Source organism: Microbacterium sp. 2MCAF23, from assembly GCF_052115565.1.
Lineage (GTDB): Bacteria > Actinomycetota > Actinomycetes > Actinomycetales > Microbacteriaceae > Microbacterium.
On sequence record NZ_JBFRGY010000015.1, the window covers coordinates 27,021 to 41,876 of the forward strand.

At 71.1% G+C, this 14,856-nt stretch carries 13 protein-coding genes; 2 read left to right on the forward strand and 11 right to left on the reverse strand.

Annotated elements, in window-relative coordinates:
* Nucleotides 1-107: 107 nt before the first annotated feature.
* From fdxA to AB4078_RS15595, 11 genes are all read right to left on the reverse strand, one after another.
* Complete coding sequence (gene fdxA, locus AB4078_RS15545) at nt 108-437, reverse strand: ferredoxin (protein WP_441977873.1); 330 nt, start codon at nt 435-437, stop codon at nt 108-110.
* Complete coding sequence (locus AB4078_RS15550; protein ID WP_441977874.1) at nt 434-1,921, reverse strand: FAD-dependent oxidoreductase; 1,488 nt, start codon at nt 1,919-1,921, stop codon at nt 434-436. The genes fdxA and AB4078_RS15550 overlap by 4 nt, the downstream gene beginning before the upstream one ends.
* The gene (gene cobA, locus AB4078_RS15555; protein WP_441977875.1) at nt 1,918-2,739 is read right to left on the reverse strand and encodes a uroporphyrinogen-III C-methyltransferase; all 822 of its coding nucleotides are present in this window, start codon (nt 2,737-2,739) and stop codon (nt 1,918-1,920) included. Before cobA ends, AB4078_RS15550 begins: the two co-directional genes overlap by 4 nt.
* A complete protein-coding gene (locus tag AB4078_RS15560; protein ID WP_440732517.1) occupies nt 2,736-3,698 on the reverse strand; it encodes an ABC transporter permease in 963 nt (320 codons plus the stop codon). Before AB4078_RS15560 ends, cobA begins: the two co-directional genes overlap by 4 nt.
* Nucleotides 3,688-4,488 carry an ABC transporter ATP-binding protein gene (locus AB4078_RS15565; RefSeq protein WP_440732516.1) on the reverse strand — a complete coding sequence of 267 codons (801 nt, stop codon included), beginning with the start codon at nt 4,486-4,488 and terminating at the stop codon, nt 3,688-3,690. The genes AB4078_RS15560 and AB4078_RS15565 overlap by 11 nt, the downstream gene beginning before the upstream one ends.
* Nucleotides 4,485-5,570: an ABC transporter substrate-binding protein gene (locus tag AB4078_RS15570; RefSeq protein WP_440732515.1), complete on the reverse strand. Its 1,086-nt coding sequence runs from the start codon at nt 5,568-5,570 to the stop codon at nt 4,485-4,487. The genes AB4078_RS15565 and AB4078_RS15570 overlap by 4 nt, the downstream gene beginning before the upstream one ends.
* Nucleotides 5,571-5,753: 183 nt before the next feature.
* Nucleotides 5,754-7,079, reverse strand: a complete 1,326-nt coding sequence (locus AB4078_RS15575; protein WP_441977876.1) for a sulfate adenylyltransferase subunit 1 — start codon at nt 7,077-7,079, stop codon at nt 5,754-5,756.
* Nucleotides 7,079-8,011: a sulfate adenylyltransferase subunit CysD gene (gene cysD / locus AB4078_RS15580; protein ID WP_441977877.1), complete on the reverse strand. Its 933-nt coding sequence runs from the start codon at nt 8,009-8,011 to the stop codon at nt 7,079-7,081. Before cysD ends, AB4078_RS15575 begins: the two co-directional genes overlap by 1 nt.
* Complete coding sequence (locus AB4078_RS15585; protein WP_441978081.1) at nt 8,008-8,730, reverse strand: phosphoadenylyl-sulfate reductase; 723 nt, start codon at nt 8,728-8,730, stop codon at nt 8,008-8,010. Before AB4078_RS15585 ends, cysD begins: the two co-directional genes overlap by 4 nt.
* A 131-nt stretch (nt 8,731-8,861) precedes the next feature.
* Nucleotides 8,862-10,583: a nitrite/sulfite reductase gene (locus AB4078_RS15590; protein WP_441977878.1), complete on the reverse strand. Its 1,722-nt coding sequence runs from the start codon at nt 10,581-10,583 to the stop codon at nt 8,862-8,864.
* A gap of 269 nt (nt 10,584-10,852) precedes the next feature.
* Nucleotides 10,853-11,815 carry a hypothetical protein gene (locus tag AB4078_RS15595; protein ID WP_441977879.1) on the reverse strand — a complete coding sequence of 321 codons (963 nt, stop codon included), beginning with the start codon at nt 11,813-11,815 and terminating at the stop codon, nt 10,853-10,855.
* Nucleotides 11,816-11,928: 113 nt separating this feature from the next.
* On the opposite strand from AB4078_RS15595, the gene AB4078_RS15600 reads away from it, so the two are divergent.
* Both AB4078_RS15600 and AB4078_RS15605 read left to right on the forward strand, forming a co-directional pair.
* Entirely contained in the window at nt 11,929-13,320 is a 1,392-nt protein-coding gene (locus tag AB4078_RS15600; protein ID WP_441977880.1) for an alpha/beta hydrolase, read from the forward strand.
* Nucleotides 13,317-14,837 carry an amino acid permease gene (locus AB4078_RS15605; RefSeq protein WP_441977881.1) on the forward strand — a complete coding sequence of 507 codons (1,521 nt, stop codon included), beginning with the start codon at nt 13,317-13,319 and terminating at the stop codon, nt 14,835-14,837. Before AB4078_RS15600 ends, AB4078_RS15605 begins: the two co-directional genes overlap by 4 nt.
* Nucleotides 14,838-14,856 lie beyond the last annotated feature (19 nt).

Genomic DNA, 14,856 nt, shown 5'->3' on the forward strand with positions numbered 1-14,856 from the left:
CGCGCGTCCCGTTCCGCCGACGATGTCCCGTACCACCGAGGTATCGGGCGGATCCGTCGGCAATACGGGACAGGCTCGGCGATTCGGGACCGGATCCGAGCGGCGCCTCAGGCATGCCCGTCACCCTGCGGCGGGAGAGCGGCGACGACGGGGTGGTCGAACGCATAGGGATCAACCTTGGCGGCGCCGCCCGGGGATCCGATCTCGTCGAAGAACTCCACGTTGGCCTTGTAGTAGTCCGTCCACTCGTCGGGGAGGTCGTCTTCGTAGTAGATCGCCTCGACGGGGCAGACCGGCTCGCAGGCGCCGCAGTCGACGCACTCGTCGGGGTGGATGTAGAGGGAGCGCTCGCCCTCGTAGATGCAGTCCACGGGGCATTCGTCGATGCACGCGCGGTCCTTCACATCCACGCAGGGCAGCGCGATCACGTAGGTCATCGGGCGAGCGCTCCGGTGCCGGAAAGCGCAGAGCGGCGCGAGATCTCCACCTGCTCCTCGCGCGGCACGACCTTGACCCGCTCGCGCGAGTGCTGGTGTGCGGCCCCCAGAGCGCGCTCGTGCGCGTCGAGCTCGAGCCACCCGTCCCACGTGGTCACCTCGACCTCGCGCTCGGCGAGGAGTTCCAGCACGTCGGCGGACTCGGTGGGGGCGACGAGTCGACCGGCCTCGGCGTCCTCGAGCAGGTTCGCGATGGTCTCGGTTGCATCGGACTTGGTGTGCCCGATGAGGCCCACCGGACCGCGCTTGATCCAGCCGGTCGCGTACAGCCCCGGCGTGCCGTCGACGCGGCCGCTCTCGTTCGGCACCACGCCGCGCTGGGCGTCGAAGGGGGCGTCGACGATCGGCGAGCCGAAGTAGCCGACGGCTCGGTACACGGCGGTGATCGGGTACTCGACGAACTCGCCGGTGCCCGAGACGGATCCGTCCTCGGCCGGAGCGGTGCGCTCGAAGCGCACCTTCTCGACGCGATCGGATCCGATGATCGCCACCGGCGCGTGCCAGAAGTGCAGGTGCAGCCGGCGGCGGGCGCCGGTCGATTCGCCCCGGTTCTCGGGACGGTCGCGCCAGGCGTTCAGCGTGCGCAGCATGATCTTCAGCTGGTTGTTGGGCGCGGCGGCCGGATCCACGCCCTCGAAGTCTGCGTCATCGACGAGGATGTCGACTCCGGCGACCTCGCCCAGCTCACGCAGCTCGATCGGGGTGAACTTGATGTCGGCGGGCCCGCGGCGGCCGAACACGTGCACGTCGGTGACGGCGGACGCCTCGAGTCCCGCGAGCACGTTGTCGGGCACCTCGGTGCTGCGCAGGTTCTCCGGCAGCTTCGCGAGGATGCGGGCGACGTCGAGCGCGACATTGCCGTTGCCGATCACCGCGACCTGCTCGTCCACGAGCGGCCAGGTGCGCGGCACATCGGGGTGGCCGTCGAACCAGGAGACGAAGTCGGCGGCGCCGTAGGATCCGGGCAGCTCGACGCCGGGGATGCGCAGGGCGGCGTCGCGGATCGCACCGGTCGCGAGCACCACGGCGTGGTAGCGGGCCTGCAGCTCGTCGAGGGACACGTCGCGGCCGACCTCGATGTTGCCGAGGAAGCGGATCGTGCGACGCTCGGCATCGACGCCCTGAGCGTCGAGCATCTCGTGCAGCGAGTTCACGATGCCCTTGATACGGGGGTGGTCGGGGGCGACGCCGTAGCGGATCAGCCCGTAGGGCGCGGGCAGCGACTCGAACAGGTCGATCTCGACGGTGCTGAACGTGTCGCCGGCTGCGCCGACGGTGCCGAACGTGTCGCCGGCTGCGCCGACGGACGAGCCGTTCGCGCGGGCGGCGACGGCGTTCGCGAGGATGTTGCCGGCGTAGATCCCGGCAGGGCCCGCGCCGACGATCGCGACGCGGAGCGGGGCGGAGGAGTTCAGAGCGGTCACGGCTGCAGGGTCTTTCGGTCGGATCGGGCGGAGTCGGATCGGGAGGAGGAGAGGAGCTTCTCGAGCAGGGCGGCCCCGGTCTGCGAGGGCGAGGCGTGCGGGCTCAGCCGCACCACGTCGCCCACGACGACGACGGCGGGGTTGCGCACCTGACGCACCGCGGCCACGGCGGCGATCGTGCCGAGCGTGCCGATCGTGACGCGCTCGCCGGGGCCGTAGCCGTCCTCGACGATCGCGACGGGGCAGTCGGCGCCGCGGTCACCCCGGGCGAGGATCCCCGCGGTGTGCGCGAGCGTGCCGATGCCCATGAGCAGCACGACCGTGTGGTCGGATCCGCCCGGCAGCTGCTCGATCGGATCGTGCGCGCTTGCGACGGTGAAGGCCGTGGCGACGCCGCGGTGGGTGAGCGGGATGCCGGCGACGGCGGGCACCGAGATCGCGCTGGTGATGCCCGGCACGACCTGTACCGCGATGCCCTCGGCCTCGCAGTAGAGGGCCTCCTCGCGGCCGCGGCCGAGCACGAACGGGTCTCCGCCCTTGAGGCGCACGACCTCGCGCCCGGCACGCGCATGCCGCACCAGCAGAGCGTTGATCTCGTGCTGGGGCACGGGGTGGTGGCCGGGGGTCTTGCCCACATCGATCACCTCGGCGGTGAGGACTGTGCCCTCCGCGGCGAGCTGGTCGAGCACGGCGCGCGCACCCAGACGATCGGCGACGATCACATCGGCGCGCTCGAGGGCGCGCAGTCCTCGGATCGTGAGCAGGCCGGCGTCGCCGGGGCCGGCCCCGACGAGGGTGACGGTTCCGTTGGTCATCATGCGCCTCCGAGCAGAAGTCCGCGGCGGCGCAGCACGGCCCGCTCCAGCGGGGCGAACAGCACCAGCTCGATCAGGATGCCGATCGCCAGGATCAGGATGATGGTCGCGAGCACGCCCGGCAGGTCGGCGAGCTGACGGGACTGGTCGAGCATGGATCCGAGTCCGAAGCCGATGGATCCGCCGGTCGCGATGATCTCCGCCGCCATCAGTGACCGCCAGGAGAACGCCCAGCCCTGCTTGAGGCCGGCGAGGTAGCCGGGCAGAGCAGCCGGCAGCACGATCGCGGTGGCGGCCTGCCAGCGGTTCGCGCCGAGCACGGTGCCCACACGGCGCAGCTGCGGCTGCACCTGGTCGATTCCGGAGAGCAGTCCGTTCACGATCGAGGGGATCGCGCCCATGAGGATCACGAAGTACACGGTCGCATCGGACAGGCCGAACCAGATGATCGCGGCGGGCACCCAGGCCACGGACGGCAGCACCTGCAGCCCCGAGATCAGGGGTCCGGCGGCACGGCGCAGCAGCTTCCACTCAGCCAGCAGCAGGCCGATCGGCGTGCCGACGACGATCGCGATGACGAAGCCGATGCCGCCGCGCTCGAGGCTCGTGAGCACAGCCTCCTGCAGCCGGCCCGCCTGCCAGGCGTCTCCGAGCGCGCCCAGCACCTGCAGGGGGCTCGGCGCCTTGTCGGGCCGGGGGTTCGCGATGACGATGTACAGCTGCCAGGCGGCGAGCAGCAGCACCAGCAGACCCACCGGCGGCAGGATGGCACGCAGGCGCTCGCGGGTGGGGGAGACGGATCCGGCCTCGGCGGTCTGCAGCCGGTCCAGGCCCGCTTCGAGACGGGCGAGGTCGTCGTCGGTGCGTCGTCCGGTCCCTGAGCTTGTCGAAGGGACCTGCCCCGCCCCCAGGGATGTCGCTTCGACAGGCTCAGCGACCGGGATGATCTTGTCAAGAGGCATTGCGGCGGATCTCCTTCCGCAGCTCGACGGTGATCTCGGCGGCCAGCGCCGACACCTCGGGCGACTCGATACGACGGCCGCGGGTGCGTGCGACGCGCCATTCGCGCGAGATCCGGCCGGGGCGGCTGCCGAGCAGCACGACGCGCTCGCCGAGGCGGGCCGCCTCGCGCACGTTGTGGGTCACGAACACGATCGTGCGGCCTGTTTCGCGCCACACGTTCTCCAGCACCTCGTGCAACAGGTCGCGGGTGATCGCGTCGAGCGCGGCGAACGGCTCGTCCATGAGCAGCACCGGCCGGTCCTGGGCCAGGGCGCGGGCGAGCGCGACACGTTGCCGCATGCCGCCGGAGAGCTCGTGCGGGCGCTTGTCCGCGGCGTCCGCAAGGTTCACGATCCCGAGCAGGCGCAGCGCCTCCGCCCGCCGCTCCGCGCGCGGCACCCCGCGCAGACGCAGGGCGAGTTCGACGTTGCGCCGGGCGCTCAGCCACGGCATGAGTGCCGCATCCTGGAACATCACGGCGGCGCCCTCGTCCGGAGCCGTCAGCGAGCCCGAGCTCAGCGGCTCGAGGCCCGCGATGAGGTTCAGCAGGGTGGACTTGCCGCAGCCGCTCGCGCCGAGCAGGCAGACGAACTCTCCCGGCAGGATGTCCAGGGAGATGTCGTCGAGCACGACGGGGCCGGATCCGTACCGCTTGGTCACATGCGCGAGGCGCACGGCCGGATCCACCGGATCCGGTGCGGGCAGGACCGGGGTGACCCCGTCGAAGCTCGGCGCGAGCGGGGCGGTCATTTCTTCGTTCCCAGCCCGCCGTCGCTCACGGCCTTCTCACCGCGCTCCTTCAGGGCGGCGTTCAGCGCCGCGAGATCGAACAGGCCGTCGATCGAGCCCTTCGTCTGCGTACCGGCGGTGACGCCGTTCTTGACCAGGGTCGCGAACGCCTTCGCGTTCGGATCGGCCGAGAACGACACCGTGCTGAGCGCCTTGGTCAGCACCGCGTCCGAGAGCGGCTTGCCGGTCGCGGCCTTGAGCGCGTCGTTGACCGCACCGGGCAGCTCGGTCTTGTGCTTCGCGATCCAGTCCAGGGAGTCGAGGTGACCCGCCACCAGCTCCTTCACGGCGCCGGGGTGCTTGTCGGCGAAGTCCTTGCTGACCAGCAGCACCGTGGTCGGGAAGGTTCCGTCGGGCCACAGGTCGCGCTCGTCCTGCAGGACGTGCCCGCCGGCCTCGACGACCAGACGCGAGGCCCACGGCTCCGGAACCCAGGCGCCGTCGACCTGTCCGTTCTTGAAGAGCGTCAGGGTCTGCGCGTTCTCGGTCGGCGTGATGTTCACATCGCCGCCGCCCGTGACGCTGGTCTTCAGCCCCTTCGAGGAGAGCCAGGTGCGCAGTGCCACGTCCTGCGTGTTGCCGAGCTGCGGGGTGGCGAGCGTCTTGCCCTTGAGGTCGTCAGCGCTGGTGATGCCGTCGCGCACCACGAGGGCCGCGCCGCCGCTGGTCGCTCCGGCGATCACGCGCACGGAGGCGCCGCCCGATTTGATGAACGAGTTGATCGCCGGGTTCGGGCCGATGTAGGCCGCGTCGATCGCACCCGCAGTGAGCGCCTCGATGGCCGCGGGGCCGGCGTTGAACACCTCGGTCTTGAGCTGGGTCGCGCCGAGCTCCTTCTGGATCAGGCCCTCCTGCAGGCCGACCAGGGCCGGGGTGTGCGTGACCGTGGCGAAGTAGCCCAGGTGCAGCTCCGCGAGGTCGTCGTGCGTCGGGGAGGCCGACGGGCCGGAGGCCGCAGCCTGGCCGGAGGCGCAGCCGGCGAGCATCGCCATCGCGAGTCCGAGAGAGGTGAGGGCCGTGCTGATGCGGGTCTTGCGATTCACTGTCGCCTCCTTAGGGCGTTTCTTGGGTGGGTGTTGCGGGTCTGGTTCTTCTTCGTGGTCGTTGAGCGACACTTCGGCTCGCTTCGCTCGCTCAGTGCGGGTCTGCGCGAGACGAAACGCGGTGCTCATGCGGGTTATCGCGTTTCGTCTCGGTCGGCTTCGCCGTCCTCGCTCAACGACCCCTTACGTCGCCGCGACGACCGTGGCGGCAGCCAGCGTCGCTCCGTCGACCGGGTGGATGAGCAGCAGGGCACCGCCCTCCCGGTCATCGGCATAGAGCTCGAGGGGGAGCGGCGACGCGAAGCGGATCCGCACGCGGCCGATCTCGTTCACAGCCAGTTCTGCGGCGTCTTCGAGGGCGAGCGTGTCCAGGTCGCGGCGCGAGAGCACCTCGGTCACGATCGCCTGCACCGTGGCGGTGCCGTGCTTGGCGAGCACGCGGGCGCCCGGGGCGATCGGCCGCACGTCGAGCTGGAAGATCTCGACCTCGGCCTCCGCGTGCCCGTCCGGCACGGTGCCGGCGGTCGCGATGAGGGCGCCGCGGGCGGCGTCCACCTCGTCCGCGAGGGTCACCGCGATCGACTGCGCGGTGTGCGCGGCCTCCGCGACCCGCCCCGCGACGCGGATCCCGGTGACGGTCGTCTCGTGTCCGCCGGGGAACACCTGCACGCGGTCGCCGACGCGGACGGATCCGCTCGACACCCGCCCGGCGAAGCCGCGGTAGTCGCGCAGCTCGTCGGCCTCGGCGTCGTCGATCAGCGCCGAGATGCCGCCCTGCGGACGGATCACGGTCTGCACCGGCAGGCGGAACGCGGCGTCCTCCTCGGCCTGGCGCGCGGGAAGGGTCTCCAGCAGCTCGCGCAGGGTGGGGCCGTCGTACCATCCGGTGCGCACGGACCGATCCACGATGTTGTCGCCCTCGAGCGCCGAGACCGGGATCACATGCGTGTCGATGAGGCCGAGCTCGGCCGCGACCGCGAGCGCCTGCTCCTCGACCGCGCGGAACCGCTCCTCGTCGAAGCCGGTGAGGTCGATCTTGTTCACCGCGATCACGACGTGCGGCACGCGCAGCAGTGACACCACGGCGAGGTGGCGGCGGGTTTGCTCGACGACGCCCTTGCGCGCGTCGATCAGCACGACCACCGCGTCGGCGGTCGCGGACCCGGTGACCATGTTGCGGGTGTACTGCACGTGTCCGGGGCAGTCGGCGAGGATGAAGCTGCGCGCATCGGTGGCGAAGTAGCGATAGGCGACGTCGATCGTGATGCCCTGCTCGCGCTCGGCGCGCAGCCCGTCGGTGAGCAGCGCGAAGTCGAACTCGCCGTGCGCGAAGCCGCGGTCGGCGGAGGTCCGGGCCACCTGCTCGAGCTGGTCGGCGAGGATCGCCTTCGCGTCGTGCAGCAGCCGGCCGACCAGGGTCGACTTGCCGTCGTCGACGGATCCGGCCGTCGCGAAGCGGAACAGGGTGGTGTCGCGGAGCAGCGCCGGGGCGGTCTCGATCGTGCTCATCAGAAGTATCCGTTCTTCTTGCGGTCCTCCATGGCGGCCTCGCTGATGCGGTCGTCGGCGCGCGTGGCGCCGCGCTCGGTGAGGGTGGAGCGGGCCACCTCGGCGACCACCTGGTCGACCGTGGCGGCGTCGGATTCGACGGCGCCGGTGCAGCTCGCATCTCCGACCGTGCGGTAGCGGACCACGCGGCGCTCGACCTGCTCGCCCTCGCGGGGCTGGGCGAACTCGTTCACGGCCCACCACATGCCGTCGCGGCGGAAGACCTCGCGCTCGTGGGCCAGGTACAGCGGCGGCAGGGCGATCTGCTCGCGGGCGATGTAGCGCCAGACGTCCAGCTCGGTCCAGTTCGAGATCGGGAACGCGCGCACGTGCTTGCCCGGCGTGTGCCGGCCGTTGTACAGGCTCCACAGCTCGGGGCGCTGGTTGCGCGGATCCCACTGCCCGAACTCGTCGCGCAGCGAGATGATGCGCTCCTTCGCACGGGCCTTGTCCTCGTCACGGCGGGCGCCGCCGAAGACGGCGTCGTGCTTGCCCGCGGTGATCGCGTCGAGCAGCGGCTGGGTCTGCAGCACGTTGCGGGTGCCGTCGGGTCGCTCGGCGAGGCGGCCGTCGTCGATGTAGTCCTGCACGCGGGCGACCTCGAGCTTCAGGCCCAGGCGCTCGACGGTCTCGTCGCGGAACCGGATGACCTCGTCGAAGTTGTGCCCGGTGTCGACGTGCAGCACGGGGAAGGGGATCCGGCCCGGCGCGAAGGCGCGAGCGGCGAGGTGCAGCACGAGCACGGAGTCCTTGCCGCCGGAGAACAGCAGCACGGGGCGCTCGAACTCGGCCACGACCTCGCGGATGATGTGGATCGCCTCGGCCTCGAGCAGGTCGAGGCCGGTGAGGGCGCCCGCGTCGGTGCGTGCGGGCAGGGTGTCGATGATGCTCATACGTGGAGTCCGCATTCGGTCTTGGCGAGTCCGGCCCAGCGGCCGGAGCGGGGGTCTTCGCCGGCGGCGACGGGCTTGGTGCAGGGCGCGCAGCCGATCGAGGGGTACCCGTTCGCGACGAGGGGGTTCACCACCACGTCGTTCGCGGTGGCGTAGGCGATGAGGTCGTCGAACGACCACGCCGCGACGGGGTTCACCTTGATGAGCCCGTTGCGCTCGTCGAAGGTGATCAGGGGCGTGTTCGCCCGGGTGGGCGCTTCCTCGCGGCGCACGCCGGTGAACCACACCTCGTAGCCGCCGAGGGCCTGGTGCAGCGGGGCGACCTTGCGCATCTCGCAGCAGAGGGCGGGATCCCGTGCGAACAGGTCTTTGCCGAACTCGGCGTCCTGCTCGCGCACGGTCTGCGCGGGCTTCACATCGACGATGCGCACGTCGAGCGTGCGGGCGACCTCGTCGCGCGTGAACGTCGTCTCGAGGAAGTGGTAGCCCGTGTCGAGGAACAGCACGTCGACGCCGGGGATCGCCTCGGCCACGAGATGCGGCAGCGCGGCGTCGGCCATCGAGCAGGCGACGGCGGCGAGGCGGGGGGAGACGTTCGCAGCGACCCAGGCAGCGACCTCGGCGGGCGAGGCCTCGTCGGCGGATCCGCTGCGCAGCTCTGCGGCGCCGCGCTCGGCGAGGGCGCGCAGCTCGTCGGGCGAGCGACGGGCCGGGCGCAGTTCGAGTCCGACAGGCGTCCCGTTCTGCCGAGCCTGTCCCGCATCGCGGACGGATCCGCGGATCTCCTCGGCGGAACGGGACAACGTCGGCGATTCGGGACGCGCATCCTCCGGTCGCGACGCCACGGTGCTCACTGCAGGGCCTCCTCGTCGGCGCGGTGCGCCCAGGTCGCGAAGGTCTCGTCGGTTCCGGCACGGTCGGCGAGGTAGCGGCGGATCACCCGCTCGGCGTAGTCCGCGATCCCGTCGGCCGGCACCTTCAGGCCGCGCACGGTGCGGCCCAGGCCCGCCTCCTCGCGGTCGGGATTGGCGAGCCCGCCGCCGAGGTGCACCTGGTAGCCGGGCACCTGCTCGCCGTCGATCATGACGAGCTGGCCCTTCAGGCCGATGTCCGCGGTCTGGATGCGGGCGCACGAGTTCGGGCAGCCGTTCACGTGCAGCGTGATCGGGCGGCCGATCTCGGGCTCGAGGGCGCCGAGGCGCTGCTCGAGCTGGTCGATCGCGATGGCCGCGTTGGCCTTGGTCTCGACGATCGCGAGTTTGCAGTACTCGATGCCGGTGCACGCGATGGTCGCGCGGCGGAACAGGCTCGGACGGGCCTCGAGTCCCAGCTTCGACAGGCCCGCGACGAGCGACTCGACGCGATCCTCGGCGATGTCGAGCACGAGGACCTTCTGGTACGGCGTGGTGCGGATCCGGGTGGATCCGTGCGCCTCGGCGAGGTCCGCGAGCCCGGTGAGCACGGTGCCGGAGACCCGGCCGACCGTGGGGGCGGCACCGACGTAGTAGCGGCCGTCCTTCTGCAGGTGCACACCGACGTGATCGCCCTTGCCGACCGGCTTCGGGGCGGCCGGGCCGTCGGGCAGCGGGGTGTCCAGGTACTCGCTCTCGAGCACCTCGCGGAACTTCTCGGTGCCCCAGTCGGCGAGCAGGAACTTCAGCCGGGCCTTGTTGCGCAGCCGCCGGTAGCCGTAGTCGCGGAAGATCTGGGTGACGCCGTGCCAGACTTCGGCCACGCGGTCGGGGCTGACGAACACGCCCAGGCGCTCGCCGAGGCGGGGTACCGTGGAGAGCGCGCCGCCGACCCAGAGGTCGTAGCCGATGCCGAGTTCGGGGTGCTCGACGGCGACGAACGCGCAGTCGTTGATCTCGTGCACGACGTCCTGGCTGAGGTGGCCGGTGATCGCGGTCTTGTACTTGCGCGGCAGGTTGGCGAGCGTCTCGTCGCCGATGAACCGCTCCGCGATCTCCAGGATCTGCGGGGTCGGATCGATGATCTCATCGGCGGCGATGCCGGCGACCGGGGATCCCAGGATCACGCGGGGCACGTCGCCGCAGGCCTCGGTGGTGCTGAGATCGACGTCCTCGAGCCGGCGCCAGATCTCCGGCACGTCCTCGACGCGGATCCAGTGCAGCTGGATGTTCTGCCGGTCGGTGAAGTCGGCGCTGTCGCGTGCGAACTCGGTCGAGATGCCGCCGATCACGCGCAGCTGCTCGGTCGTGAGCTGGCCGCCGTCGATGCGCACGCGCAGCATGAAGTACTCGTCCTCGAGCTCCTCCGGGCTGAGCGTCGCCGTGCGACCGCCGTCGATCCCGGGCTTGCGCTGCGTGTACAGGCCCCACCAGCGGAACCGGCCGTGCAGGTCGGTGGGGTCGATCGAGGCGAAGCCGCCGGCGGCGTACGTCGATTCGATCCGCTCGCGCACGCTCAGCCCGCCGTCGGCGAGCTTCCACTCCTCGTTGCCGTTGAGGGGCTCGTGGCCGTCGACGGCCCACTGCCCGTGCGGCTTGGTGGGCACGCGGGCGGTGCGCGTGCGGGCACCACGCACAGGAACGATCGCTTCGGGAGGCATGCCGACAAGCTACGGGCGGATCCGCGCGGGCGCTCGTGTGTGTCATCGGCTCCGACACGGAGCGTCATTGTTCGACATGGTCCAGTTTCCTCCGGGGAGGATGCTGTTCAATGGAGCGTCCGCGGTGCGGCCCTCGACGGTTCTGCGGCGTGCGGTGAGTAGCGCGGGACCGGTGCGGTGGTGGCTCCACGACTTGACCCGCGCGGTTAGCCCTCATCCGAGGGAGAATCGGATATCAGAGCGGATCCGCGACGCGAGGGTGACGCCGTTCAGCGCCTGCGATCCTCCTCGGAGGCCCAGGCCACGCCGAGGGCAAAGAGGGTCGACACCTCGTAGTGCACCATCGCGGCGGCGATCCGGCGCCGCCCGGTGCGCGGGTTGATGCCGAGCATCCGCGCCGCCGTCTCCTGGGTGATGCCCTGTCGCATCAGCCGCAGCAGCGGCGTCCAGGAGTGTCCGGGCGGCGTGACCGGATCGGCGTGTCGCCAGAGGCCCTCGAAGTAGTCGAGGGCCATGGCTGCGAGAGCGCTGTTGCGCACGGCGAGCACGCTCGTCGGTCGTCCCTCGCCCCACTCGAAGGGCACGGCGAGCTGATCCGAATCGATCCAGAACCAGCTCGGCGGGTCATCCAGCAGCCGGCACTCGACCCCGATCGTGGCGTACATCCGGATCGATTCGACCGCCGCCGGGTCGTCGAGGGCTGAGGTCGGCATGATCACGCGCACCGTTTCTTTGCCGGCCAGGGCATGCGCGAACCGCTCGATCCGCTCCTCGCGGTCGTCCCCGGTCGCCAGGAAGCGACCGAGGTCGGGGAGCACGGCGTGCAGGGAGCCGGCGTCGTGTCGTGCGGTGTCGAACCACAAATCCTCCGACGCCTGCGGTCCGTGCCGCACGAGCACGGGCACCAGATCCGCCGATGACTCGCCCACCGACCAGTGCCGCAGCATCCCCGGCAGGTCCGCGACGATACGCTCCATGTCGCCCAGGACGATACGCGCGGTTCGGCGCAGGTCGGCCGAGTGCGCCGCGACGGTTTCGGCCGCCCAGGTTGCAGGATGCGGGTAGCCCAGATTGTTGCCCTGCCCTCCGATCAGCCCTCGGGCGCGCAGCCGCTCGATCGCGGCTGCCGCCTCGCCCTGGTCCAGGTGTGCCAGGGGTGCCACTTCCTCGATCGTCGCGGGGCGGCCGCGGTAGATCACCGCGAGCAGCTTCTCGTCGTCCATGTCGTCCATGTCGTCCTCTCCCACCCGTGACGTGGTTGTCCGTATCCGGACAAGTCCGCAAGCGGTACTTGTCGGCGCCTGGACGGTTCAGGACAATTGATCGTATCCGAGGGGGAACCGCCATGATCGACTGCCTCGCCGCGCTGCATTCGGCCGGAGTGATCCCCTTCCTCGCCGGCGCTCTGCTGCTCGTCGCTGTGGTCGTCGGGGTGCTGCTGGGCGGTATCCGCCGCCGTCGGGGCGAGATGTCGCGCAGAGTCGTGGCGGTGCTGCTGGTCCTGGTGCTCGGGGGCGGAGGAGTCGGGATCGGCCTGGTCGTCGCCGTCGGAGACGGGCCGGCGTCGGCCGCTCGCGACGCGGCGTGCCTGACTCCCGCGTCAGGGGGGCCCACTCGATCCGCGATGACTCCTCGGGCGATCTCCGCCGACCGGGACGTGGCCTTCGCCAGCGGCGGCGTCACCTATCACGGCAGCTACCGCGGCCCGGTCGACCCAAGCAACCCGGGCGAGGAGGGAAGGTCGGTACCGGCGGTCGTGATCGTCGTCGGCACCGGAGCCGTGGACCGCAACGGCGACGCACCAACCCTCGCTACCGAGGCCTACCGGTGGCTCGCCGACCGGCTGAGCGCCGCCGGGGTTGCGTCGCTGCGGTACGACAAGCTCGGAACCGGCAGCACCGGCCTCGGCGCCTACGCCGCCGACCCGGGCGCCATGATCGACCTCGGTTACGACCGGCTCCGAGTGCAGCCCATCCGCGACGCACTCGTCTTCGTCGCCGCGCAGCCGGGTGTCGACCCGCACCGCCTCCTGCTCCTGGGGCACAGCGAGGGTGGCGCGGACGTGCTGCTCGCCGCGACGGACCTGCGCGGCGCCCCGCCGCTCGCCGGTCTGGTCCTGCTCGAACCGGCGTACACCCGCATCCTCGACATCGTCGCCCGCCAGTTCACGGTGCAGATCGACGCGGCGGTGGCCGGCGGCGCGATGACCGCCGTGGACGCCGTGACGCTCGAGGGCTGGATGGCGCGCGGCGTCGAGCAGATCAGGATGCAGGATCCGCCCTTTCCCGCCCCGGAGCCCCTTCCGTTGCCGGCGGCGACGGGCCTCACCGCCGTCTATCGGGACACCATCGCGTCGAACATCTACGGAGCCGACCCCGCGCAGATGGTGATCACGCATGCCTATCGCACCCGGTACGGCAAGGAGTATGACGCCGTCGATCCCGAGCGCCTCGCCCCGCAGGTCGCGATCCCCACACTCATCACCTGCGGCACAAAGGACTTCAACACCCCGTGCGGCGACGGTGCGCCGGGCTCCGGGGTGCGGGCGGTGTCCGACGCGTTCCGCCCGGGGATCGCGCACTTCGCGCGGCTGCCGGACATGGTGCACGTCCTCCGCGATGTCGGATCGGCGGACCCGTCCACGCCCGCCGACCAGCTCGCGCACCCCTTCTCCACCGCGCTGCAGAAGCAGCTCGGCGCCTTCGTCGCACCGTTCACCGAGGAGCCCGCACCATGACCCGAACCGATCCTTCCGCTCCTGCGGATCCACCCGTCGGCGAGCAGCCGCAGCTGAAGCGCACCCTCGGCGGCTTCCAGGTGTTCGCCGTCTCGTTCGCGTTCATCTCTGTGGCGGTCGGGGTGTTCGCCACCTACGGCGAGATGCTGCAGACCGCGGGCCCGGTGGGGATCTGGCTCTGGGTGCTCGCCGCCGTCGGCCAGACCCTCGTCGCCCTCGTCGTCGCGCAGTTCGCGGCGCGAATCGCCCTGAGCGGATCCTCGTACCAGTGGGCATCGAGGCTCGCGAACCCGAAGATCGGCTGGTTCTTCGGCTGGCTCAGCTTCTGGTACCTGGCGATCGCGGTCGTCACCATGGCCAACGCCATGGCGAGCCAGGCGCTGATGCCTTTGCTGGGCATGCCTTCCGACGAGGGCACGGCCCGGGTCCTCACCCTCGTGATCCTGGTGGTCCAGGCCGCACTGGTGATCGCCTCGACCAGGCTGTTCGGGCTCATCACCTCGGCCGCGGTGGCCGTCGAACTCGGGATCATCGCAGTGCTGGTGATCGCACTGCTGCTGGTCGTGGCGATCACCGGCGGCGGCGACCTCGGCACGCTCGGTTCGCAAGGCGTGTCGAACGGCGATCCGAACTACTTCGCGATCGGAGGCGGACTGATGGCCGGCGCGCTGATGGGCCTCACGACGCTGGTCGGATTCGATTCGGCGGCCAACCTGGCGGAGGAGACCAAGGATCCGTTCCGGGCGGCCCCGCGGGCGATCGTGGGATCGGTGATCGCGGCCGGCGTCGCCGGGCTGATCTTCCTGATCGTGCTCACGGTCTCGATCAAGGACGTGGGGGCCGTCAGTGCGGATCCGTCGCCGGTCGCGGCCATCATCCGCGGCCAGCTCGGGCCGGTCTGGGAGCGGATCCTGATCGGCGGGATCGCGTTCGCGTTCTTCGGCGCGGGCATGGTGGTCATGGCGGCGTGCTCGCGCCAGGTGTTCGCGATGGCACGAGATCGGCGTTTCCCCGCGGCGCGGCTGATGAGCCGGGTGAATCCCCGCACTCGCACGCCGGTCGCGGCGACCGTGCTGATCGTGGTGATCGGGATCGTGCTGATGGTCGCGCTTCCGGGCGACGCTCTGAACCAGCTGCTCGTCAGCGGGACGCTGCTGCCGGCGCTGATGTACGGCGCGATCGTGGTGCTCTATCTGGTGGTGCGCAGGAGGCTGGGCCGGAAGAAGGGCGGCTTCAACCTGGGCCGTGCCGAGCTCCCCGTCACGGTCGTGGCGCTGATCTGGGTGGCCGTGGTCCTGTTCGTGCTCGTGACGCCGCCGGCCTCGTTCATCCCCGCGCTGGTGGTGCTCGGGCTGATCCTCGCGGGCGGGGTCTACTTCGCGTGGCTGATGATCTTCCGTCGGGGGGCGCTCGAGATCGAGCCCGACGGCGGCGAGGCGGTCGAGATGGTCTCCGCCGTCGGCGGAGCCGCGATGGTCGAGCCGACCGCCGTGGCGGAGGAGGTCGAGGGGCGGTGACGCCCGCGGCGCGGTTCCG

What these genes read in the sequence shown, in the direction of transcription:
- AB4078_RS15575 (WP_441977876.1), bottom strand. Translation starts at nt 7,079, where the DNA reads ATGAGCACGATCGAGACCGCCCCGGCGCTGCTCCGCGACACCACCCTG.
- cysD (WP_441977877.1), bottom strand. Translation starts at nt 8,011, where the DNA reads ATGAGCATCATCGACACCCTGCCCGCACGCACCGACGCGGGCGCCCTC.
- AB4078_RS15560 (WP_440732517.1), bottom strand. Translation starts at nt 3,698, where the DNA reads ATGCCTCTTGACAAGATCATCCCGGTCGCTGAGCCTGTCGAAGCGACA.
- cobA (WP_441977875.1), bottom strand. Translation starts at nt 2,739, where the DNA reads ATGATGACCAACGGAACCGTCACCCTCGTCGGGGCCGGCCCCGGCGAC.
- fdxA (WP_441977873.1), bottom strand. Translation starts at nt 437, where the DNA reads ATGACCTACGTGATCGCGCTGCCCTGCGTGGATGTGAAGGACCGCGCG.
- AB4078_RS15590 (WP_441977878.1), bottom strand. Translation starts at nt 10,583, where the DNA reads ATGCCTCCCGAAGCGATCGTTCCTGTGCGTGGTGCCCGCACGCGCACC.
- AB4078_RS15605 (WP_441977881.1), top strand. Translation starts at nt 13,317, where the DNA reads ATGACCCGAACCGATCCTTCCGCTCCTGCGGATCCACCCGTCGGCGAG.
- AB4078_RS15600 (WP_441977880.1), top strand. Translation starts at nt 11,929, where the DNA reads ATGATCGACTGCCTCGCCGCGCTGCATTCGGCCGGAGTGATCCCCTTC.
- AB4078_RS15565 (WP_440732516.1), bottom strand. Translation starts at nt 4,488, where the DNA reads ATGACCGCCCCGCTCGCGCCGAGCTTCGACGGGGTCACCCCGGTCCTG.
- AB4078_RS15595 (WP_441977879.1), bottom strand. Translation starts at nt 11,815, where the DNA reads ATGGACGACATGGACGACGAGAAGCTGCTCGCGGTGATCTACCGCGGC.